At 65.6% G+C, this 19,677-nt stretch carries 25 protein-coding genes and 2 pseudogenes; 18 read left to right on the top strand and 9 right to left on the bottom strand.

Annotated elements, in window-relative coordinates; genetic code table 11:
- Window positions 1-156 precede the first annotated feature (156 nt).
- From EZH22_RS29275 to EZH22_RS29200, 16 genes and pseudogenes are all read left to right on the top strand, one after another.
- Complete coding sequence (locus tag EZH22_RS29275; RefSeq protein ID WP_203193786.1) at window positions 157-1,833, top strand: ParB/RepB/Spo0J family partition protein; 1,677 nt, start codon at window positions 157-159, stop codon at window positions 1,831-1,833.
- Window positions 1,834-1,926: 93 nt separating this feature from the next.
- Window positions 1,927-2,403, top strand: a complete 477-nt coding sequence (locus EZH22_RS29270; protein WP_203193785.1) for a hypothetical protein — start codon at window positions 1,927-1,929, stop codon at window positions 2,401-2,403.
- Window positions 2,400-3,278, top strand: coding sequence for a DUF7007 domain-containing protein (locus EZH22_RS29265; RefSeq protein ID WP_203193784.1), 879 nt, complete (start codon window positions 2,400-2,402; stop codon window positions 3,276-3,278). Before EZH22_RS29270 ends, EZH22_RS29265 begins: the two co-directional genes overlap by 4 nt.
- A 9-nt stretch (window positions 3,279-3,287) precedes the next feature.
- The gene (locus EZH22_RS29260) at window positions 3,288-3,479 is read left to right on the top strand and encodes a hypothetical protein (protein WP_203193783.1); all 192 of its coding nucleotides are present in this window, start codon (window positions 3,288-3,290) and stop codon (window positions 3,477-3,479) included.
- Window positions 3,476-3,751: a hypothetical protein gene (locus EZH22_RS29255; protein ID WP_203193782.1), complete on the top strand. Its 276-nt coding sequence runs from the start codon at window positions 3,476-3,478 to the stop codon at window positions 3,749-3,751. The genes EZH22_RS29260 and EZH22_RS29255 overlap by 4 nt, the downstream gene beginning before the upstream one ends.
- Window positions 3,752-3,866: 115 nt before the next feature.
- The gene (locus EZH22_RS32515; RefSeq protein WP_269902901.1) at window positions 3,867-3,989 is read left to right on the top strand and encodes a hypothetical protein; all 123 of its coding nucleotides are present in this window, start codon (window positions 3,867-3,869) and stop codon (window positions 3,987-3,989) included.
- A gap of 91 nt (window positions 3,990-4,080) precedes the next feature.
- A complete protein-coding gene (locus tag EZH22_RS29245; protein WP_203193781.1) occupies window positions 4,081-4,383 on the top strand; it encodes a DUF7673 family protein in 303 nt (100 codons plus the stop codon).
- A 574-nt stretch (window positions 4,384-4,957) separates the two neighbouring features.
- Window positions 4,958-5,545, top strand: coding sequence for a hypothetical protein (locus EZH22_RS29240; RefSeq protein WP_203193780.1), 588 nt, complete (start codon window positions 4,958-4,960; stop codon window positions 5,543-5,545).
- Between the two features lie 344 nt (window positions 5,546-5,889).
- Window positions 5,890-6,813: an ArdC family protein gene (locus tag EZH22_RS29235; protein ID WP_203193779.1), complete on the top strand. Its 924-nt coding sequence runs from the start codon at window positions 5,890-5,892 to the stop codon at window positions 6,811-6,813.
- Window positions 6,814-7,434: 621 nt separating this feature from the next.
- Window positions 7,435-9,001 (top strand): annotated as a pseudogene (istA, locus tag EZH22_RS29230) (IS21 family transposase).
- On the top strand, window positions 9,001-9,729 hold the full coding sequence (gene istB, locus EZH22_RS29225; protein ID WP_203196830.1) for an IS21-like element helper ATPase IstB: 729 nt from the start codon (window positions 9,001-9,003) through the stop codon (window positions 9,727-9,729). Before istA ends, istB begins: the two are co-directional and overlap by 1 nt.
- 590 nt (window positions 9,730-10,319) lie before the next feature.
- On the top strand, window positions 10,320-10,634 hold the full coding sequence (locus EZH22_RS29220; protein ID WP_203193778.1) for a DUF736 domain-containing protein: 315 nt from the start codon (window positions 10,320-10,322) through the stop codon (window positions 10,632-10,634).
- An 80-nt stretch (window positions 10,635-10,714) separates the two neighbouring features.
- A complete protein-coding gene (locus EZH22_RS29215; RefSeq protein ID WP_203193777.1) occupies window positions 10,715-10,912 on the top strand; it encodes a hypothetical protein in 198 nt (65 codons plus the stop codon).
- A 266-nt stretch (window positions 10,913-11,178) separates the two neighbouring features.
- Entirely contained in the window at window positions 11,179-11,343 is a 165-nt protein-coding gene (locus EZH22_RS29210) for a hypothetical protein (RefSeq protein WP_203193776.1), read from the top strand.
- Between the two features lie 131 nt (window positions 11,344-11,474).
- The gene (locus EZH22_RS29205) at window positions 11,475-11,744 is read left to right on the top strand and encodes a type II toxin-antitoxin system prevent-host-death family antitoxin (RefSeq protein WP_203193775.1); all 270 of its coding nucleotides are present in this window, start codon (window positions 11,475-11,477) and stop codon (window positions 11,742-11,744) included.
- Window positions 11,741-12,152, top strand: a pseudogene (locus EZH22_RS29200) (hypothetical protein). Before EZH22_RS29205 ends, EZH22_RS29200 begins: the two are co-directional and overlap by 4 nt.
- Here EZH22_RS29200 and EZH22_RS29195 read toward each other — a convergent pair.
- From EZH22_RS29195 to parS, 4 genes are all read right to left on the bottom strand, one after another.
- Window positions 12,136-12,342, bottom strand: a complete 207-nt coding sequence (locus tag EZH22_RS29195) for a WGR domain-containing protein (protein WP_333473652.1) — start codon at window positions 12,340-12,342, stop codon at window positions 12,136-12,138. The pseudogene EZH22_RS29200 and the gene EZH22_RS29195 overlap by 17 nt on opposite strands.
- A gap of 145 nt (window positions 12,343-12,487) precedes the next feature.
- A complete protein-coding gene (locus EZH22_RS29190) occupies window positions 12,488-13,681 on the bottom strand; it encodes a DUF1173 domain-containing protein (RefSeq protein WP_203193774.1) in 1,194 nt (397 codons plus the stop codon).
- 194 nt (window positions 13,682-13,875) lie between these two features.
- The gene (locus EZH22_RS29185; protein ID WP_203193773.1) at window positions 13,876-14,379 is read right to left on the bottom strand and encodes an RES family NAD+ phosphorylase; all 504 of its coding nucleotides are present in this window, start codon (window positions 14,377-14,379) and stop codon (window positions 13,876-13,878) included.
- Window positions 14,376-14,861: a type II RES/Xre toxin-antitoxin system antitoxin gene (parS, locus tag EZH22_RS29180; RefSeq protein ID WP_203193772.1), complete on the bottom strand. Its 486-nt coding sequence runs from the start codon at window positions 14,859-14,861 to the stop codon at window positions 14,376-14,378. The genes EZH22_RS29185 and parS overlap by 4 nt, the downstream gene beginning before the upstream one ends.
- 340 nt (window positions 14,862-15,201) lie before the next feature.
- On the opposite strand from parS, the gene EZH22_RS29175 reads away from it, so the two are divergent.
- Window positions 15,202-15,543, top strand: coding sequence for a hypothetical protein (locus EZH22_RS29175; protein ID WP_203196843.1), 342 nt, complete (start codon window positions 15,202-15,204; stop codon window positions 15,541-15,543).
- Between the two features lie 218 nt (window positions 15,544-15,761).
- Window positions 15,762-16,160: a hypothetical protein gene (locus EZH22_RS32225; RefSeq protein WP_231711221.1), complete on the top strand. Its 399-nt coding sequence runs from the start codon at window positions 15,762-15,764 to the stop codon at window positions 16,158-16,160.
- 172 nt (window positions 16,161-16,332) lie between these two features.
- Here the strand turns inward: EZH22_RS32225 and EZH22_RS29165 are convergent, their stop codons facing one another.
- The 5 genes from EZH22_RS29165 to EZH22_RS29145 all read right to left on the bottom strand — a co-directional run bounded on the left by EZH22_RS29165 (window position 16,333) and on the right by EZH22_RS29145 (window position 19,488).
- Window positions 16,333-16,632, bottom strand: a complete 300-nt coding sequence (locus EZH22_RS29165; RefSeq protein WP_203193771.1) for a type II toxin-antitoxin system RelE/ParE family toxin — start codon at window positions 16,630-16,632, stop codon at window positions 16,333-16,335.
- A complete protein-coding gene (gene relB / locus EZH22_RS29160) occupies window positions 16,619-16,918 on the bottom strand; it encodes a type II toxin-antitoxin system RelB family antitoxin (RefSeq protein WP_203193770.1) in 300 nt (99 codons plus the stop codon). Before relB ends, EZH22_RS29165 begins: the two co-directional genes overlap by 14 nt.
- A gap of 143 nt (window positions 16,919-17,061) precedes the next feature.
- Window positions 17,062-18,969, bottom strand: coding sequence for a Ti-type conjugative transfer system protein TraG (traG, locus tag EZH22_RS29155; protein WP_203193769.1), 1,908 nt, complete (start codon window positions 18,967-18,969; stop codon window positions 17,062-17,064).
- Window positions 18,966-19,205 carry a conjugal transfer protein TraD gene (locus EZH22_RS29150; RefSeq protein ID WP_203193768.1) on the bottom strand — a complete coding sequence of 80 codons (240 nt, stop codon included), beginning with the start codon at window positions 19,203-19,205 and terminating at the stop codon, window positions 18,966-18,968. The genes traG and EZH22_RS29150 overlap by 4 nt, the downstream gene beginning before the upstream one ends.
- Window positions 19,206-19,254: 49 nt before the next feature.
- Window positions 19,255-19,488, bottom strand: a complete 234-nt coding sequence (locus EZH22_RS29145; protein WP_203193767.1) for a TraC family protein — start codon at window positions 19,486-19,488, stop codon at window positions 19,255-19,257.
- Window positions 19,489-19,677 lie beyond the last annotated feature (189 nt).

Below are 19,677 nucleotides of genomic sequence, written 5' to 3'. Positions count from 1 at the left end.
GTCCTGCGCAGGGCCAGCCCCGCTTGGCCGGCCGGGCAGGGATGCTCGGCTGCAGTTGCACCGGCCCGTCCGCTCCGCGGGCCGGGGGAGGTCTTCGAGAAGAAGACGAGAAAGGACCCGCGAAGGGCGGCGTCCAAATCCCCAAAGGAGCTTCCCATGCACCTCATGAAGGTCGATCCACGCGCGCTGAAGGAAAACCCCGACCGCATGCGCCTGACGAAGTCCACGCCGCAGGCCGACGCCCTGCTGCTCGCGACGATCAAGGCTGTCGGCATCGTGCAGCCGCCTATCATCGCCCCCGACACCGGCGGCGGCAACGGCTACATCATCAATGCCGGGCATCGGCGCGTGAAGCAGGCTATCGCGGCCGGGCTCGAGGAGATCGAGGTCCTCGTCGATGAAGCCGCCAACGACAATGGCGCGATGCGCGCGATGGTCGAAAACATCGCCCGTGAGCCGCTGAACCCCGTCGATCAGTGGCGCGCGATCGAGCGCCTCGTTGCGCTCGGCTGGACCGAGGAGGCGATCGGCGTCGCGCTTGCCTTGCCCGTGCGTCAGATCAAGAAACTGCGGCTTCTCGCCAACGTGCTTCCCGCGATGCTCGACCACATGACCAAAGGCGACATGCCGAACGAGAAGCAGCTGCGCACCATTGCGGCAGCCTCGCTCGACGAGCAGCGCGAGGTCTGGAAGCGGCACAAGCCGTCCAAGGCCGATCCACAGGTCGCCTGGTACAACGTGGCGAACGGGCTGGAAAAGACCCGGATGTACGCGAAGGATGCGAGCTTCGACGACGAACTCGCCAAGGCCTACGGCATCGCCTGGGTCGAGGACCTGTTCGCCTCGGCCGACGAGGACAGCCGCTACACCACGGACGTCGAGGCCTTCCTCGGCGCCCAGCAGGAATGGATGGCGAACCACCTGCCCAAGCGCGGTGTCATCGTCGAGGCCGACACCTGGGGACGCGCGAAGCTGCCGCCCAAGGCCGAACGCGTTTACGGCAAGCCTGGCAAGTCCGACCACGCCGCGATGTTTGTCGATCGCGAGGGCAAGGTGCAGACGGTCCACTACCGGATGCCGGAACCGAAGACGGCCAAGGGCAAAGGCGGGCCGGCCGGTGGCGCTGCTGGTGACGATGGCATGGCCTCGAAGCCTCGTCCGGACGTGACACGTAGGGGCATCGAAATGGTTGGCGACTTCCGGACCGATGCGCTGCACGAGGCGCTCGCCCGTGCGCCGATCGAGGATGACACGTTGCTCGCGTTGCTCGTCCTTGCCTTCGCCGGCCGCAATATCTCCATTGCGTCCGGGGCCTCCGCCGACGTCTATGGCTACGCCCGGATGGACCGCCACGCTGCGCGGCTGCTCGGCACTGAGGGCAAGCTCGCGTTCGACCGCGAGACCCTGCAGCAGGCGGCGCGTGGCGTCCTCATCGACGTGCTGTCGTGCCGGGAGAACCGCACCGACTCCGGCATCGTCGCACGGCTCGCCGGCGACGCCATCGGCGCCGACGGCTTCCTCCCGAACATGGGCACGGACGAATTTCTCTCGTGCCTGTCCCGTGCCGCGCTCGAAGGTTCGTGCAAGGACACCCCGGTCCTGCCGCGCCAGAAGGTGAAGGACACCCGCGCCGCCCTCGTCGAGCACTTCAAGGAAGAGCGGTTCGTTCATCCGTCGGCGCAGTTCGCGCCCGACGCCACGAAGCTCGCGAGCTGGCTGGTGAAGCACGAGGCGAGCGAGGACGACGATCTCGACGAGGGGTCGGCCGAGCCGGACGCCATTGAGCCGGCCGAGGCGCCCGACGACGAGGCCTACGGCGTCGCGGCCGAATAGCCGGCGCACATCATCGCAACGCGAATTCCATCCCGCCGCCGGCTCTGCCGGCGGCGCTTTCGTTTCCACGCATGCGCAATCACGGAGGACACCATGTCCGCGCACACGATCTACGACAACGCACCGATCGGCTCCCTCGTCGCCTGGTCCGACGGAACGCCGCGGCCGCCCGAGCGCTTTACCAGGAAGCTGTCCGCCTGGCGGACCCACAACAGCAAGGGCCGCCTGATCCAGAAGCAAGGGGAGCGCGGGATCGGCAGCGTCGGCCTGTCCGCCAGCTTCACCTTGCACGAGGCGGACTATGGCGCCGGAGGCGTCATCGCGATCCGCGTCCACCGGACGTTCTCGATCGACTCGAAGCTGCACTTCACGATCCTCGAGCGCCCGGCCATCGGCGCGGTGCGAATCTTCGACCGCGCCGGCGTCGGCGGCGAGCTCGTCCATCTCGCTGCGCATCGGCGGGCTGCCGAAGAATGGCTCTCGCGCCATGGCTATCCGCGCGCCGTGCTCGAGGAGGTGACGGCCGATGAGGTCGGCGCCGATATCGTCGAGGGGAGGGCGGTGGCATGACCATGCTCGTATCTCCGAACAAAGCTGCGGATGCCACCACCGGATTCCCGGAGGTGGCGTTCGGCCGCAGCACCGAGGGTTTTGCCGTCGCCCGCGTCGCCGATACCGCTTTCGCCATGCTGCCCGCCCGCGACGGGCGTCATTATCTGGCGAGCGGCTGGCGCATTGGTCGTCCTATGGAGCAATGGACGCGCGCCGATTTCTATGGCCATTCCGGCGAACTCGCCAATGAGGCGGCCTTTCGCGTGAAGGTCATGGAAAACGCCGAGCATCAGCGTGAGAAGCGCGCCCTCGGCCGGCGTGAGATCCGCTCGACCGCCAGCACGCCCTGGGGACCGTCGCAGGGCGGGACCCTCTATGCCGAGGATGTCGTCTTCCATTCCACGGCCGGCCATGGAGGCATCCACCTCTCGGCGGCGCGCAACCGCATGGTCCATCCTATGCTCCGCGCCGAGGGCGGCTGGTATGAGGAAGATGAAGCCTGGGCGATCGTCGCCATCACCTTCCCCCACCTTTTCACGGGCTTCGAGCGGCGCTGCGCCGAACGGACGATCAAGGACAGCTGGCCGGAGGCATGGGAGACGATCTTCGGGACCGTACTCGCCCCCGGAGAATCCCGCGAGAAGGATCGTCGGGCCTTCGAGCAGCAGCACGCCGGCGATTGGATCGTGATCTCGGCGATCACCTCGAACCACGAGAAAGGTATGGTCGAAGTCGTCGCCACGATGGGCGGCCGACGTGGTCCTGGCACCGAGGAGCGCCAGTTCCTCGTTCCCGCGGATGAATACCGCGTCGGTCGCTTCGGCTTCGTCATCGATGAGGATCGCCATCCGATCTATTCCGGCCCGTCCAACTTCGTTGGCTGGAACGGATAGGAGGCCGCGATGCTCTGGAAGATCACTGACTCCGCCTTCGGCTGGAAGGCTGCCCATGACGACGACAAGGACCTCCTTGTCGTCTGGCATTCCAAGCTGCGCCGGCACTATTCCGGCGCCGACGCCTGGAAACAGGCCGTCCTCCTCTCGATCCGGCCGCCGTCGGCGCACCCACTGCTCCGCAGGGAGGGCCGGCCATGACGACCTACCTGGTCGCCGTTCATCTGCTGGTCGAGGCGGGGCCGGAACCACGCGCCGCCATCGACGCGGCTCTCCATTACATTCTCAGCGATGCCATGCGGCAGAATGCCGGCGGGCAATCCCCGCTGGTCGACTGGGCGGTTGCTGGCGAGGATCTCGCCTCCTCGATCATTCCGGTCACGTTGCCCGCCTCCTATGCACCGGACACCACCCCGTTTCCGACATGGCCGGCGGCATGTTCGCGGCGCCACGCCCAAGGGAGTTCGTCATGAATTCCCCGGGCGGACCGGCGCGGCCGCCAGGATACGAGCCGCCGCCCGCAGGCATCTTGCCCGGATCGAGCGACAGATCGAGCACCGTGCCGAACGGAGGACCATCACCGCAAAGGTGAAAGCCCGAGCATCGAGGCGGCATCAGGCCGGGTGGACGCCGGCGGACGAGCGGCTCTTCCGCGAGCATGTCGACCACCTCACCTTCGAGCGCCGCGGCGAGATCGAGGCGCTCTCGTGAAAACCCGCCGGCAGGAGCGCTCGATTGCAGCGTTGAGCGTGCAAGGAGACCGAGCTTGAGCTAACCTTCCGCAGCCATAGGAAACTCCATCATGGATGAGACGACGCGCGCCGCGTTCGAGCGGCTCCTCAGCATCGCGCGCAGCGACACCGGGCAGTCGCGTCGTGTCGCCGACTTCATCCTCGCCTGGTGGAACGCCATGGATCTCGGCGGCTTCGACATCGCGGACCTCTTCGCCGTCGACGAGGCCATCGCCCATGACATGGCGACCGTGTTCGCCTATGTCGCCGGCCGACCTGCGGCGGAGTATCCCGAGGCCTATCGGGCCGAGATCGAGGACGTCATCCGGCAGTGGCGGCCGGACGTGTGGGCGAAGGCAACCGAGGCAGTCTGAGGCCCAAGCTCGGGGCTGTCTCCGGCCAAGGCTTCGTCGGCGGCGGTGGATCCGCGCCTCTTCTCGTATTCGCCCCTTGTCGACCATCTCGAGGATCACCGCGTAGCTCTCCGCAAATTGCTGCCGTGAACCGCCACGGCTTTCGGGGATGTGGAGCGCCGCGCGCAGGCACGCCGGTCGATCTCTCCGCCGGCACCTTGTCGTGGCAGACAGGGAAAGCAGGTCCGCGGCAGCGGGTCATGTCGGCCTTTCCCATGTCGGTTTCGAAGCCTGGGCGCAGGTCCCTTGCCGGTCATCCCCTCGGGTTTTGCTGCGGTCGTAAACCGGCGGCCGGCCGCTTCAAGGCCGCGTTCCGCGCCGCGTGGCGGCCGGGCCCGTCAGGCTCGGCAAAGCGGACCCGCGTCCCGCGCGAGGGCTGAAAGCCCTGCTTGTCCGCAGGCCCGCTTCGCTCGCCGTCGCCGTCTCCGGACCCTGAAGCGCCCGCCTGTCGCCGGCTTCTTTCGACCGCACCCGAAGGGAAGACCGGCAAGGGCCAGTCCGGTCCCGAGGGAGAAACCGAAGGAAGGAATTTCACATGACCAAGACCGCTCGCGCTCCCCGCCAGTCCGCCCGCATCGTCCAACTCCGCAAGGGCACTACGCTCGAAATGGTCCGGCTGGCGTGCCCCGACGCCCACCAGACCATCCTCATCTCCGAAAGCTTCGGGCTTCCGGTCCCCGACAGCGACGGCATTCGGGAGCTCCACCTGCGACTGATCGTCGAGACGGCCGAGAGCCTGGGCGAGGGTCTCAGCGAACGAGCGATGCAGATCCATCTCCAGCGCATCGTCGGCGCCTATGTCGGATCCGCCCATGGAGCCGGCCAGTTCTATTCCCGCGCCGTCACCGAAGCCCGCGACGCTACCGCCAAGCTCGCCAATGACGCCCGAGACGAGGATCTCGACGGCCCGGTCGGCTTCTCGAGCGCTGCGCAGCGCAAGCGCGAATTCGCGGCCGACATGGGGCTCCAGGCCCACGTGCTCTGCATGGCGGCGGAGGGCGCCGTCGCGGCCTATGAGCAAGTCGTCGGCGAGCGCTGGAAGCCCTTCGAGCGGCCGGTCGAGAATGCCGGCCAGAGCGTCGACCGCAAGGCGGCCGAGCTCCAGATGGCCGCTCTCGGCTGACCCGCCAGGGCGGAGCTTCGGCTCCGCCCATCTCATTTTCGCACGAAACGAGGCCGGCCCCTCCAGGCGCCGGCCTTTTCGCATGTCGCAACCAAACCTCAGTCGATCGCGGAAGGAAGAGGAATGGGAGGAGAGCGCGCCGTGCGCGCCCGTCCCGAAAGGAGGTCCTGCCGGGGGCGGGCGAACAGCGCAACGGTTTCGCCGTCCTCCACTTTGTTGCGGCCCGTCGCGCCTCGCCCTGCGGTCGGGCGCCTCCGGGTGCGCGGTCTCGCCTGTTCCCCCGGCAACCGGACCCCGTGACGGGGCCGCGATCGGCGCGGCCTCCCGAACGGAGGTTCAGGAAAATGAGCAGGAAAGAGATTGGCGAGCGCGGCGACGTCTACGCTAGGATTACCGAGCGGATTGTCGCCGATCTCGAGAAGGGCGTGCGACCGTGGATCCAGCCATGGAGCTCGGGCAATGCGACCGGCCGCATCACCCGCCCGCTGCGTCATACCGGAGAGCCGTATTCCGGCATGAACGTGCTGCTGCTGTGGTCGGAGGCCATGGCGCGGGGCTTCGCCTCGCCGACCTGGATGACCTTCAAGCAGGCGAACGAGCTTGGTGGCCATGTTCGGAAGGGCGAATCGGGCTCGATTGTCATCTACGCCAGCCGTTTCACGAAGACTGAAACGGACGCGCACGGCAGCGAGGTCGAGCGGGACATCCCGTTCCTGAAGATCTACAGCGTCTTCAACGTCGACCAGATTGAGGGCCTGCCGGCGAATTTCTATTGCCCGCCGCCGCCCGTTTTCGATCCAATGGCGCGGATCGAGCATGCCGACCGCTTCTTTGCGCATACCGGCGCCGTGATCCGCCACGGCGGCTCGGCGGCATTCTATTCGCCGTCGACCGACCACATCCAGATGCCGCCGTTCGAGACGTTTCGCGACGCGGCCTCCTATGTCGCTGTGCTCAGCCATGAATCGGTGCACTGGACGGCGGACCCGCGCCGCGTCGGCCGCGATCTCAGCCGCTACGCGAAGGATCGCAGCGAGAGGGCGCGCGAAGAACTGGTGGCGGAAATCGGCTCGGCGCTCCTCTGCGCCGATCTCGGCATCGTCCCGGAGGTGGAGCCCAGACCCGACCACGCTGCCTATCTGGGAAGCTGGCTTAGCGTCCTTTCCAACGACAAGCGGGCGATCTTCGCGGCCGCCGCCCATGCGCAGCGTGCCGTCGCCTATCTGCACGGCCTGCAGCCACAGGCCGAGACGGTGAAGGCGGCGTGATGTTCCGCGCACCAACCGTCGAAGGGGATGGCTAATCTGGCTATGCGCCATCCCCCATCCGGCTCCGCGTGCTCAGCCTCGGGGCCGGTGTCCAATCCACGACCCTGGCGCTGATGTCCGCACCGGCCTGCGCGGGATTCGCGGGGAGGTCTATCTCCATCGCTCCGCCGTTCCGCTCGACGAGGCCGATCTGTCGATCGAAGCCGATCACGGCCAGCTCGATCTTTGGCCCAACGAATGTGAGGGCATGTGTGGTGTCTGACGCTGGCGCGGCCGTCCGGGGTGAAAGGCTGAAGGCCCGACTTGTGGTCGCCCTCGATGGGGCTCGCCGCCCGGCGGCGCCGGATCGCTGGTCCTGCTGCCCCCACCTTCGAGCTGTGACGACGGTCGCTCGAGGAGTCGGACGTTGTGCTTGATAGGGACGCCGCGCGACCTCCTGGCGCGAACTTCCCGGACCCTATCCTGCCATATCGGTTGCGAGAGGAAGCACGGATGTCGGGTTGGCCTCGTGGGTGTGTTTCGGCATGGAAGATTGACCCCGTTGTGAGGGGGATCGGCGTGTAATTTTGACCCCCCTCTTGGCTCATGCTCCGTCGTTTTGTTGCGACGGGCGGGCTGGGGATGAAGGGCGTGGATACGATTGCGCGGATCCGGCGCGAACATTTCGTGCGCGGCAAGTCCATCAAGGAGATCGTGCGGGAGCTGCACGTCTCGCGGAACACGGTGCGCAAGGTGCTGCGGACCGGAGCGACGGCCTTCAGCTACGAGCGGGAGGTGCAGCCGCTGCCGCGGATCGGGCCCTGGCGGGAGGCCCTGGATGGGCTGCTCACCGGCAACGAGAGGAAGCCGGCGCGGGAGCGGCTGACGCTGTCCGTATCTCGAGGAACTGCGCAGCCAGGGGTATGAGGGCAGCTACGATGCGCTGCGCCGCTATGCCAAGGGCTGGCGGCGGGCGCAGGCGACGATGACGGCTGCGGCCTACGTGCCCCTGAGCTTCGCGCCCGGCGAGGCCTACCAGTTCGACTGGAGCCACGAGATCGTCCTGATCAACGGCACCACGGTGTCGGTGCGCGTCGCCCATGTGCGGCTGTGCCATTCGCGGATGCTGTTCGTGCGGGCCTATCCGCGCGAGACGCAGGAGATGGTGTTCGACGCCCACGCAGGCGCGCGTGCGCAGCCTGCGTAAACTTGGCTGCGGGCCTTCGCCTTCTTCAAGGGCTGCTGCACGCGCGGCATCTACGACAACATGAAGACCGCGGTCGATGCGATCTTCGTGGGCCAACCCCATCGCGCTGGCGCGATGGGGACCCGGGGGCAAGGAGCGGGCCTATAATCGCCGCTTCCTCCAGATGTGCAGCCACTTTCTCGTCGATCCCGTGGCCTGCACGCCGGCCTCAGGCTGGGAGAAGGGGCAGGTGGAGAACCAGGTCGGCCTGGTGCGGGAGCGCTTCTTCACCCCCGGCTTCGGGTGAAGAGCTATGACGAGCTGAACGCCTGGCTGCTGGACCAGTGCATCGCCTACGCCAAGGGGCACCCGCATCCCGAGCGGCGGGAGGAGACCATCTGGCAGACCTTCGAAGCGGAGCGTCCAGCCCTGGTGCCTTATGCCGGCCGGTTCGACGGCTTCCATTCCGTGCCCGCCTCCGTGTCCAAGACCTGTCTGGTCCGCTTCGATAACAACCGGTATTCAGTCTCCGCCAGCGCCGTGGGACGCCCGGTCGAGGTCCGGGCCTATGCGGAGCGGATCGAGCTGCGCCAGGATGGGCGGCAGGTCGGGTCCCACCCGCGCTGCTTCGGCCGGGACCAGACCATCTTCGACCCCTGGCACTATGTGCCGGTGCTGGCGCGCAAGCCCGGCGCCCTCAGGAACGGGGCTCCGTTCAAGGACTGGGTTCTGCCCACCAGCCTCGATCGCGTCCGGCGCAAGCTCACCGGTGCCACCGATGGGGACCGGCAGATGGTGGACATCCTCACCAGCGTGCTGAGCGACGGTTTGCCCGCGGTCGATGCGGCCTGCGCCGAAGCTCTCGGCCAGGGCGTCCACTCAGCCGACGTGATCCTCAACATTCTCGCCCGACGCCGTGAGCCTGCAGCCCCCATCACCATCATCACGCCCGATGCCTTGCGCCTACGCCATGCCCCGAGCGCCGACTGCTCACGATACGACCTGCTGAGGAGATCCCCATGATGGAGCGTTCCCAGATCCTCGAGGCCATGGGCGAGCTCAAGCTCTATGGCATGAAGGCCGCCTACGACGAGATCATCGCCACCGCCGTCAAACGCCAGCATGAGCCGCAGCGCATCGTCGGCGACCTTTTGTCGGCGGAGATATCCGAGAAGCAGGCCCGCTCCATCAAGTACCAGATCACCATCGCCAAGCTGCCCCTCGCCAAGGACATCGACGACTTCGTGTTCGACGACACCCCCATCAACGAGACCCTGGTGCGCGACCTCGCCGGCGGCAACTTCCTCGCCCACCAGCGCAACGTCGTGCCAATCGGCGGGACCGGAACCGGCAAGACCCACCTGGCCATCGCCATCGCGCGGTCCGCCATCCGAGGCGGCGCCAGAGGCCGCTTCTTCAACGTCGTCGACCTCGTCAACAAGCTGGAGGCCGAGGCCCGATCCGGCCGCCAGGGCCGCATGGCCGACTATCTCTCCCGCAAGGACTTCATCGTCCTCGACGAGCTCGGCTACCTGCCCTTCGCCCAGTCCGGCGGCCAGCTCCTGTTCCACCTCGTCAGCAGGCTCTACGAGCAGACCTCGGTCATCGTCACCACGAACCTCGCCTTCGGCGAGTGGCCGAGCGTCTTCAACGACCCCAAGATGACCACCGCGCTCCTCGATCGTCTCACCCACCACTGCGACATCGTCGAGACCGGAAACGAGAGCTGGCGTTTCAAGAACCGCGCCTGACCTCCGCCACCATTGACCCCACTGCCGCTGCGCCACACCAACGCTCCGCGGCAGTGGGGTCAATGCCCCAGGCCGGGGTCAATATTCGGCGCCGATAGGGGGTCAGGTTTCCACGCCGATTGACATCGTGGGGAGGTTTATCGCGCTGGCGCGAGGGGCCTTGTCGTCGACGAGGTCGTGAGCGGGCGCGGGCCGTCGCTGGAGCTGAACGGCCAAGGCAAACGCGTGCCTTCATTCCGGTTGTCTTCGCGACGGGCACACCCACCTGCGTCCTCGATGTAGCTGGTCTGACCGAAGGCCGATCTCGCTTCGCTCGTCTCGCTCTTGTCCCCGCAACGGCCGGGAGCGGCTTTCTTCCCCTGCCGGGACCACCCCATTGCGCAAGCGCAACGGGGACCCCGGATCGCCGCCATTCCTCGCGCGACAAGAAAGCCGCTCCCTGCCGCCCTCCACTGCGTTCCAGCCCAACGAGCCACCCCATTGCGCGCGCGCAACGGGGACCCCGGGGGTGCGGGTCGATCGCCTCCGGTCTGTCGACCGCCATCGAGGTCGCGGTGGGCGCGGCCCGAGAAAACCAAGGGAATGAGACAATGGCGACCATCGGCACCTTCACCACCACCACCAACGGCTTCGTTGGCTCCATCCGGACGCTCTCCCTCAACATCAAGGCCAAGCTGGTCCGCGTCGAGAATCCGTCCGACAAGGGCCCCCACTTCCGCATCTTCGCCGGCGCGAATGTCGAGCTCGGCGCGGCCTGGCAGAAGACTGCCCGGGACACGGACCGCGACTACCTCTCCGTCAAGCTCGACGACCCTTCGTTCCCGGCCCCGATCTACGCCACCCTGATCGAGGTGGAAGGCGAGGAAGGCCTCCAGCTGATCTGGTCCCGGCCGAACCGGGACTGAGCCTCCGACCAGAGGGCCCCGCCGCAAGGCGGGGCCTTCAGCCTTTTTGGTAGCGAACGGCCGCAGCCAGGAGGACACACATGACCATCACCACAAATCTAACAGGCGCAAAGGTCCACCGTAGTGACGACATCGCGGTCTGGCCTGACGGAACATGGGCCGAGATCGGCGATGTTTGGAGCGGCGAATACACCTTCATGTCGGATGACTACGAAGTGGTTCCGATCAAGGATCACGCTCGCCTGGATGCCCTCGGCATCGTCGACGAGGTGCTCTAGCCGGCTCCCACGGTGTCGCAGCCGGAAGCAGGCATCGAACCTGCTTCCGGCTTGTCGGGTGCACAACCGGGAGCGGGGATGGCTGCTCAGATCGTCCCAGGATGCCATGGCGGCCCGAAGGCCTCAAGGACGAGCGGTTCCCCCAAAATGCTGGCGCATTTCGGCTCCCCCACTCGCCGGCTCCGGCGGTCGCTTCGCGCTCCTTGATCCCTCCGGCCCGCCATGACCGCCGGTGTCGTCTTTCACCAACATCAACGAGACGACCAATGTCGATCGATCAGCACATCGAGGAACTGCGCGCCGAGCTGCGGAACGCCGTCGACGCCGTGGAGCGCCGTGAGATCGAGGCCGAGCTGGAGATGGCTCTCGCGGAGCGCGAACTCATCTGGGCCGAACTGGAGGGCCTGCTCAGCGGCGAGCCTCCCTTCTAGGGAGCTTTCGCCATGTCGCGCCGTCCAGAGCGCCACGCCTGGTCGGCGACGGCGCTTCGGAGGGCTCGTCGTTGCACAAATGCGGTCAATGCTGTATATATCAGCAAAGGCAGCAATCTCAGGAGGTCGCCATGCCACGTTCAGGTGGGTTCTATTCAACGAGCGAGCTTTCCCGCAAGTCCGGCGATATCATCGCCGAGGCGCTGCGCCGGCCGGTGACAATCACCCAGCGCAACAAGCCGCGCCTCGTGCTCCTCAACATCGAGGACTACGAGCGGCTGATGCGCCAGTCGGACGCACGCTCGGCGGGGACCATCCAGACCATGCCCGACAGCCTTCTCGCAGAGTTCAAGAATGCCGTCGACGCCTATGCGCGGGAGGATGAGGCCGGAAAGCCATGAGCTTCGACGACATACAGACCGCGACCGTCATCCGCTCCCTATCTCTGGGCGCGGCAGGTGCATGCCGGCGAGACCGAGGGCCGTAAGGATCGGCCCGTCGCCGTCGGCGTGCGTATCGGCCGGCCGGCCGGCGATCTAGTGCTCTTCTTTCCGTTCACCACCAAGGAGCCGGAAGCATCGCGGTTCTTTGCCGAGATCCCGGCCATCGAAAGGCGCCGTGCCGGGCTGGATGCCGATCTGCGCCTCTGGCTCATCCTCGACGAATTCAACACCGATCTTGTCGGCGGGTCCTTCTATCTCGAACCCAAGCCGCCCATCGGCCGCTTCAGCAAGGCCTTCTTCCTGCCGCTGCTGCGCCGGTTCATCGCCCGCCGGCAAGCCTTCACCGAGGTCAGCCGTTTCCGTTGACGCCGGCGTCGCCATAGCCGCGACGTCGTTTCGTCCGGGCGAGGCGCGAGAACGCGCCTTCAGCCTGTTCCGGCTGATCGAAGGTCTCCATCATCGACTGGCCGTTCGTGCCGATCCGGCCCCAATTGCGGATGACCGTCGCCCCGCCGAACAGGGTCGGCTGGAGGGAGAGGGTATAAAACCGGCGCATGTTCCGTGCGGGATCGATGCGGCGGAGATGCAATGGGCCTGGTGCCGTTCTTTCCATGGAGCAAGTCTCACGTCTCACGGAAAGAACGTCCAACGACTTCCATGAATCGATCCCGCGGGACCGATTCATTCCCGTGATGAACGCCTCAGGGCATGGGTGGCATGTCGCCGTCAGCCGTGCGCCAGATCCAGGGTGTCATCTCGGGCCGAGCGTCGATCATCTCCGCCAGCATGCGATCATAGTCTTCGTCGGCGCCCGCAGGGACGATGTACATCGCGACAGGCGACGGGCGCCCCTCAGGGAGCGTCACGCAAACGATCGGCTGATCCCGGCTGAGGTTGAACCGCAATCCCTTGACACTCTTGCGCCGTAGGCCTGCCAGGCGCGAGAGCAATTGCAGCTCGTGGGCGCTCTCGAAGGGAATCCAGTTCTCCGTCACCACCATCAGGGCGATCTCATTGATGGCTGGAACGCCGGCGCTTGAAATCCCGAATGTCGCGACCGCGACGACGTGCGTCTCCTCGTTCGCGTCCCAGAGTTCCAGTTCGGGGTCGTAGCGCTTGTTCAACCGGCGCCAGGCCGCCTCCTCCAGCATCAGAGGGAAATCCGGCAGGTGCTTGATCACAACCTTTCGGCCGTTGCGAGCCTCAGGGAATTCCTTCACCTCGCCGACCAGCATCATCAGCTTTTGCGGGCCGTTGCCCGGCGCCTGGGCGCCGGATAGAGCCCGCGATCGCCGCGCCGCAATCGCAGCCTTGTCGTCGGCGTGGAACACCTCTGGCACGAACAGAATGTCGCTGAGCGGACCGCCGCGCACGGACATTTCTCTTGCGGCATTCATCACGCTCGCGCGCACCTTGCCCCAGCCGCGCTTGCCGGCCCATAGCGATGTCCATTCCGTCAGTTCGGCGGCATCCCAGAGATAATGCAGAACGGCGCGCAGCGAGAGCTTCCTGGCCTCGTTCCGCACCGTGTCGGATGTCTCCGATGGGGATGCCGGCGCGGACCGGCTGCCACGCTTCGTCAGCGAGAAATCGAGCTTGAGAACGGCGGTCCCGGTCGCCTCGTCGATCTGGATCGCATTGCCGATGAGGGGGCCGAGCCCCGAAAGCTCGTAGGGCGGTTCGTAGGACGGGCAGGAGGGGTCGTGATCGCGGCCCGTCAGCGGCATGCGCTTGACCAGGAACTGTCCGTCGCTCCGCGCGATATACATCGCGGTGGGCGTCTCCCGGCACAGGCAGAGCGGCCGCTGCTTGCGTTCATAGGCCTGCTCGAGCGCGGATTGAAGCTCCGGCGCGCCTTCATCGAAGGCCCATTCACCAATCCTGAACCGCCGCATGGGTGGATGCACCTTCATTTAACCACAAAGGGCAAGGCAGTATAAATGCTGATCGGACAGCCACAAACCTCCCAACGTCGGAAGGATGTGGTCGTGGAGATCTCATTCTGCCGCGGCCACACTCGCGCCACCTCGGCCTAGGCTCGCCGGTCCGTTCGACCGGGAGAAGAGAGCACACTGTGCGGCCTCGGCGCCTACGCGGGCGGATGCAGGCGTGTGTCCAATGCAAAAGCTTCCTGAAGCTTCACGGCATAGGCGCCTGCAGCGCTGCTCGCCATGAAGATCAGGTTCCAGCTGTGCGTGGAGACGGCGCTCGGAATGACCACGAAGCGATGGCGGTGCAGGAGATCGTCGCCGAACGCCTGCTGGCCTGCGCTCGGGATGCCGGGCCTCAGCCAGTTCAGGTTGGGAACGTCGGCGGGCTCGACGACATGCACGCTGGTGAGGTCCGTCACCATTGTCGCCGTCATCACATGAGGGATCGTGTCGAGCGCTCTGAACCCTTTGTGGACCGCCACCTCCAGGATCGCTGTGGAGGGATCGATAGAGCAGTACACGGCGCGAACGCCCTTGCTGTTCCATCGACCGCCAACCCGGTAGGAGCCCTCACCGCTGTCCCAGCTGGAAGCAAAGCGCACCTGGTCGAGACGCCATGCCACAAGCTCACGGCCGCCAAGCGCTCCCGGCAGCGGCGTCATGCATAGACGCCGTATTCAAGTCGCACGAGATAGTCCTCGACCAGCTCGATGCCCGCGGGCGTGGAGAGCAGGTCGATGGGACGGCGCTGGTCGAGCCCGATCGCTGGACGCTCCAGCCACTGCTCGGCCTCCTCCTGTGAGCCGAAAACGTCGGTCGCCTTGGCAAGAATCTCCGCAAATTTCCATGCCCTGCCGCTCTGCTCCTGGCTCAGCGGCTTGGAGGGCGTATCCTTCCGGCGCTGATAGGTCCGCACGCTCATGCCGACCGCCTTCTCGAGCGAATCCGCCTTGTGCAGGACGCGCAGATGCCCCACGAGGTGATCCAGCGCAGAGGCTGGCAGGCCACGCAGCAGCAACTCATGGGCGTCAAGGGCGCTGTTGACGTGCCCCGACAACACCCGGGCCCCGCCGAGCAGTTCGGCGATCTTCTGCAGATCGCGCGGGGCCACCTCGGGAACGGTCTGTTTTGCCGCGATCGCCATTGCAAGCTCCGTGTGTCAATTGTCGCTTCTATGTATGACAGATGACACATCGGGTTCAAGCGTTGGAGCGATCGGCAGGGTATGAATCTGCACCCTGCAAAGGAGTATTCGGGCGCATCCGGCGCGCCGGACCGAGCTCTACTCCGCCGGATCCCCGGCTCCACGAAGCCTGCGCGCAGTCTTCGCGCCTCGCGGCGTGACGATCCCTTGCGCATGCAGCCTCGTTGTCTGGGGCGAACCCGCGGGACCGGCTCGACGCCCGGTCACTGCAATCCACCCCGCCTGAGGCGGGATGAGGGCAGGCTGCACGTTCCGCTGCCGCGTGCCTGGATAACCCACCTTGTCTGCTCAGAATGTCCAAGCCTGCCATGGCGGGCGGGCACGCCTCAAAACCGCGCGGCCCCTCCAATTTTCCCGCTGCGCAGGAAAATCGGTTCCTCCGCGCGCCAGCGAGCTGGCCGCTGACGCGGGTTTTGACCCGTGCCCACCCGCCATGACCGCCGTCGTCATCTTTCACAAAAACATCGAGGAGATGACGATGACCCTGGAACAGCACATCGAGGAACTGCGTGCCGAACTGCGGAACGCCGTCGATGCCGGTGAGCGCCGCGAGATCGAGGTCGAGCTGGAAACCGCCAGCGCTGAACTCGACCGCCGCATTGTCGGGGAGGAACTGCCATGAGGCAGCTCTTTCCTTGCATGGGAAGCCGCAGCGGCCGGATCGACCGGCCGTTCCGGCTGGCATCGGCAATCTGCAGGCCTGATGACGGGCCAGGCAGGCAGCGCTCTCGACAGTCCGCGCTTGGTGGACCATCCTCCGATGCGTACCAATTGTTCCGCTGGGCGGATCCGATCCCGCAAGGACGGGCGCCACCACGACGTGGACCTGCGACGACAGTGATGACGATCGATCGCCGCCCATTATCGAGGAAGCCGGGCAAGGACCCGGACGCGCGATCAGCCGCGAGCCGAACACTGCCCTTGCTCCTCGCGCTGCCCTTCGTCGTGCTCGAGTACATCGGACGGGCCGCCTTCTACTGCGGCTGGTATCTTGCCTTCTATGTCCTGTGTATGTTCCGGCCCTTCTCAGGGCTGATGGTCCTCGCCGCGATCGTCATGGTCCCGGTTTCGATCGTGGTCTCCGCTCATCCGGAAGCGGCCCACGGATTGCCGTTCTGGACCTTCGGCCTGATCGCGATCGGGCTTGTTGCGTTCGCGCTCGCCTATACGCTCTTCGTCGATTGGCTGACGCCGTCCGGTGCCGCGGACCCGTTCGAGCGATATCGAGGAAGGCGGTAGCGCCTTCTGCACCTGCGCGGGTGACTGCTGGAGCGCGAGGGGGGGACCTTGTTCCAGGCGCCCGGTTGCGGCGCGCCCGGAAGTCTCCGCCCTGGCCTCGGTACTATTGCAGCGCGTTGAGCTGGGACAGCGTGCGGCGCCCCTCGTTCGGGTCGAGCGCGGGCTCCGGCAATCAGATCTCCTCGTCCTCCGGCACTGGCGGCCATTGCTGGGCCGCATGCAGGACGCGCAGAATGGAGATGGCGTGGGCATTCTCGGCGTACACGATCAGGTAGTTTGATCGCACGACCATTTCCCGCGTGCCGTCGACGCGGCCGGGGCGGTAGAGCCTCGGATGCTCAGGCAACTTTGACGTCTTCGCCTCTATGTCATCCTTAAGCCGTTGGGAGGCATCGGGGTTGTCGTCGGAAATGAAATCGACAATCGCCAGCAGATCGGCGCGTGCGTCCTCGCGCCACTCAAGCCTTCGCACGGCGCTTCCTATCGATCAGCGCCTGTGTCTCATCCATCACCTGCCGGTGCGGCACCGATGGCCGGGTGTCGTCCAAGGCTTCTCGCACCTTGGCCCGAAACCACGCGTCATGCGCTTCCGGGTCCGTGGTCAAGCCCGCCGGCAACGCGCCCTCTTTTACGACGCGCGTGAGCAGAATCCGGACGGCATCGGAAACCGTCAGGCCGAAGCTGGCCAGCTTCTCGGTCGCGTCGGCCTTCAGCTTGTCGTCGACGCGGATGTGCAGCATCGAGGTTTGAGCGGCCATTTCCGACCCTCCTATGTTAAAAGCATTATGTCTCTCATTTGAGATACATTCAACACCTATTGGTGATTGAGGCGGATCCTTTCTTACCCCGCGTCGCCGACTTGAGAGGCATCCCCTGAGACGAAAAGTTCGCAGGCCATGGATCACACTTTGACGAAACGATTGGCCTTGGCCTGCTCGCTCATGTCCCTTCGCCGGAAATAGATTGCGCGCCCGCAGCGGATGGGGCTCCGCCCCTGCACGATGATAATTTGCTCGTCCTTGCGCATCGACTGGGTGATCTCGTGGGGCATGATGAGCGGCCGTCGTTGGAAGCTGATGCTTTCCGAGTTGCGGCTGCTATTACTCGAGCTGCTCCAGCCCACGTTGCGTGATCGGCCCTGAACCTCGACCGTCATCTCCCCGCACTGCGCCGAGACGTTGCGAGCGGTCTCGAGCGCCTTGATCGCTGCATAGGAGGCGAAGGCGCAGCCATCGATCCATGAGGTCGCGCCGGCCTTCCCGAAATGCTGCTCGAGTTGGCCCACCGACTGGTACATCAGCATCAGCGTGATGCCGTACTTGCGGCCGCGATCGCGAGCCTCCTCCAGCACCCGCATGTACCCCAGCAAATCCACCTCATCGAGCATGAAAAGGGTGCGCGAGGTGAAGGCGCCATCAGCCTGCACCATGGCGTTGATCAGCGAACCGATGATCACCCGACCGATCCCGGGATAGGACCTGAGGATCGCTGCCGGGATGTTCAGGAAGACGTCCTTCTTTCCGGAGACGATGTCGCGCGACCTGAAGGCATTGCCGCAGACCAGGGCGGCATAATTGTCGAGGGAAAGCCATTGGGTGTCCTTCGACGCGGTGGAATAGACGCCGGAGAAGGTCTGCTCGGTCATATTGGTGAAGACGCCGAGTGTCTCGCGAATGAAGGTCGATCCCGAGTGCTCCTGGATGTCTCGGAGCATGGCGAGGACCGAAGGCTCAGGCTCAGAAACGATCTGGCGCAGGCTGCGCAGAGTGCGACGGCCGGCATATTCCGGCGAGAGCATCACGTGCGCCAGCAGGCCGGTCAGAAGGTTGTGCGCCTGGTTCTGGAAATAGGCGCCGGTCGAGGATTCAAAGCGTGCGCTCTCGGACAGCAGCATGTGCGCGATCCCGACGATGTCTTCCTCCTTTTTCTGCGACGCCTCGATGCCGTCGAGCACGTTGAATCCGCCGATCGAATTGACGGGATCGAGCACCATCACCTCGCGACCGAGCGCGCGCATGCGATGCTCCCGCACCATCGGCGCGACCTCGGTCGAGGGGTCGAGGCAGATCAAGGGGCCGGAATAGCGCAACGCCGTTGGGATCACGTTGCTCGTGGTCTTGAAGCCCCCCGACCCCGCGAAGAACAGCATGTGGGTGCTGTCGAAATCCTGCTTATAGGTCAGGAGCGGAGCGCGGCCGCCCTGACCCCAGGTCGAGCGGTCCGCGGGGTCGAATGGCAGCTCATGGATGATCTCCCGGTCAACGCGATAGCGCTCACCGACCACGACTTCGCCGTCCGCGGGGAACAGCCGCGCGGCCGCCGACATGGGCAACCAGTCCGCGTCTCCGAAGGTTGCTCGCTTTGCGCGCCTGATCGGTACGAGGACGACGACGGAGATCCGTGCCGCCGTGGCCACGACGAGGAATCCGACAATGGCGCCTGCGACGGCCAAGGCATCGAGGTAGGAAAGGGCGCGGTCCCACGTAACCGCCCCGCTCTCGACGAAGGGTGCGAGGCGATCATATTCGCGCAGGGCGTAGAAGCCGGCCACCCCGAGAAAGCAGATGAGCGTGACCATGGCAATCGGCCGGCGCCGATGCATTGGTTGCGCCCAGACGGTCACGAGCCCGGCAAGGGGGCCGAACAGCAGGGCAGGGAGCGGCGACGCGCGCAAGAACCAATAGGCGATCTTGCCCGACATGCCGATGGCGAGGCCGTGCCATCGCCAGTTGGTGACGAAGACAGCCGCAGCTGTGACGACGATCGGAACGAGGACGAGGAGCAGCGCTGGGTGCAGACGTCCCTTCATGGCCGTCCCCCGTCCACTTGATCCGGCACCTGCAGATCCTCCATGGGCCGCTGTCTGAACGCCTCCAACCCGATCGCCTTCAGCCGTTCATGGTGATCGGATCCGGCCACGAAGCCGCTCGCTTCGATCAGCGCGCCGAACAAGAAGGCTCGATCGGCCTCAGCCAGTCCCGCGCGCACCACCAGCCCACCCAGCAGGAACTTCTGCCGAGCCTCACGCTTGCGTGCTTCGCTCATAATGGCCCTGCGTCGTCGCTCGAGCCGGGCCAGCTCCTGATCGATCCGCTCAAGGGGCTGATGGACCGGTGGGCGCCTTGCCTTTGGCGGTCTTGCGAAATCGGGCGGCGATTTCCTCGCAGATCGCGTCGAGCTGATCGTCGGGGATCTCCATCTCCACCAGGCCGGCCTTCGCGGCGGCCCGGGCGAAACGCTCGCCCGCTTTAACGACCAGAGTTTTCCTGCGTTCCCGCAGCTTCTCGATCTGGGAATCGATCTCGGAAAGTGACGATTTTACGCGCATTGAGAGACCTCACCTCACCTGAAATTAGGGCGGCATAGGTCGATTATATCGACTTATATAAATCAGTTAAATAGGCTAAATTGTTGGTGAGCCGAACGGCTCACTGGCGGCCGGTCCCCCGCAGGGCCGGCCGTTTGAAGCGGCATCGGCCCTGCGGTCCGATCTGTTTGAGGGCGCAATATACGTCGC

The organism is Xanthobacter dioxanivorans (assembly GCF_016807805.1).
Taxonomy (GTDB): domain Bacteria; phylum Pseudomonadota; class Alphaproteobacteria; order Rhizobiales; family Xanthobacteraceae; genus Xanthobacter; species Xanthobacter dioxanivorans.
This window is presented reverse-complemented; position numbering and strand designations above follow the sequence as displayed.

Excerpts from the sequence above, each read along its gene's own strand:
- EZH22_RS29275 (WP_203193786.1), top strand. The coding sequence starts at position 157 with ATGCACCTCATGAAGGTCGATCCACGCGCGCTGAAGGAAAACCCCGAC.
- EZH22_RS29270 (WP_203193785.1), top strand. The coding sequence starts at position 1,927 with ATGTCCGCGCACACGATCTACGACAACGCACCGATCGGCTCCCTCGTC.
- EZH22_RS29265 (WP_203193784.1), top strand. The coding sequence starts at position 2,400 with ATGACCATGCTCGTATCTCCGAACAAAGCTGCGGATGCCACCACCGGA.
- EZH22_RS29260 (WP_203193783.1), top strand. The coding sequence starts at position 3,288 with ATGCTCTGGAAGATCACTGACTCCGCCTTCGGCTGGAAGGCTGCCCAT.
- EZH22_RS29255 (WP_203193782.1), top strand. The coding sequence starts at position 3,476 with ATGACGACCTACCTGGTCGCCGTTCATCTGCTGGTCGAGGCGGGGCCG.
- EZH22_RS29245 (WP_203193781.1), top strand. The coding sequence starts at position 4,081 with ATGGATGAGACGACGCGCGCCGCGTTCGAGCGGCTCCTCAGCATCGCG.
- EZH22_RS29240 (WP_203193780.1), top strand. The coding sequence starts at position 4,958 with ATGACCAAGACCGCTCGCGCTCCCCGCCAGTCCGCCCGCATCGTCCAA.
- EZH22_RS29235 (WP_203193779.1), top strand. The coding sequence starts at position 5,890 with ATGAGCAGGAAAGAGATTGGCGAGCGCGGCGACGTCTACGCTAGGATT.
- istB (WP_203196830.1), top strand. The coding sequence starts at position 9,001 with ATGGAGCGTTCCCAGATCCTCGAGGCCATGGGCGAGCTCAAGCTCTAT.
- EZH22_RS29220 (WP_203193778.1), top strand. The coding sequence starts at position 10,320 with ATGGCGACCATCGGCACCTTCACCACCACCACCAACGGCTTCGTTGGC.
- EZH22_RS29215 (WP_203193777.1), top strand. The coding sequence starts at position 10,715 with ATGACCATCACCACAAATCTAACAGGCGCAAAGGTCCACCGTAGTGAC.
- EZH22_RS29210 (WP_203193776.1), top strand. The coding sequence starts at position 11,179 with ATGTCGATCGATCAGCACATCGAGGAACTGCGCGCCGAGCTGCGGAAC.
- EZH22_RS29205 (WP_203193775.1), top strand. The coding sequence starts at position 11,475 with ATGCCACGTTCAGGTGGGTTCTATTCAACGAGCGAGCTTTCCCGCAAG.
- EZH22_RS29195 (WP_333473652.1), bottom strand. The coding sequence starts at position 12,342 with ATGCGCCGGTTTTATACCCTCTCCCTCCAGCCGACCCTGTTCGGCGGG.
- EZH22_RS29190 (WP_203193774.1), bottom strand. The coding sequence starts at position 13,681 with ATGCGGCGGTTCAGGATTGGTGAATGGGCCTTCGATGAAGGCGCGCCG.
- EZH22_RS29185 (WP_203193773.1), bottom strand. The coding sequence starts at position 14,379 with ATGACGCCGCTGCCGGGAGCGCTTGGCGGCCGTGAGCTTGTGGCATGG.
- parS (WP_203193772.1), bottom strand. The coding sequence starts at position 14,861 with ATGGCGATCGCGGCAAAACAGACCGTTCCCGAGGTGGCCCCGCGCGAT.
- EZH22_RS32225 (WP_231711221.1), top strand. The coding sequence starts at position 15,762 with ATGACGATCGATCGCCGCCCATTATCGAGGAAGCCGGGCAAGGACCCG.
- relB (WP_203193770.1), bottom strand. The coding sequence starts at position 16,918 with ATGGCCGCTCAAACCTCGATGCTGCACATCCGCGTCGACGACAAGCTG.
- traG (WP_203193769.1), bottom strand. The coding sequence starts at position 18,969 with ATGAAGGGACGTCTGCACCCAGCGCTGCTCCTCGTCCTCGTTCCGATC.
- EZH22_RS29150 (WP_203193768.1), bottom strand. The coding sequence starts at position 19,205 with ATGAGCGAAGCACGCAAGCGTGAGGCTCGGCAGAAGTTCCTGCTGGGT.
- EZH22_RS29145 (WP_203193767.1), bottom strand. The coding sequence starts at position 19,488 with ATGCGCGTAAAATCGTCACTTTCCGAGATCGATTCCCAGATCGAGAAG.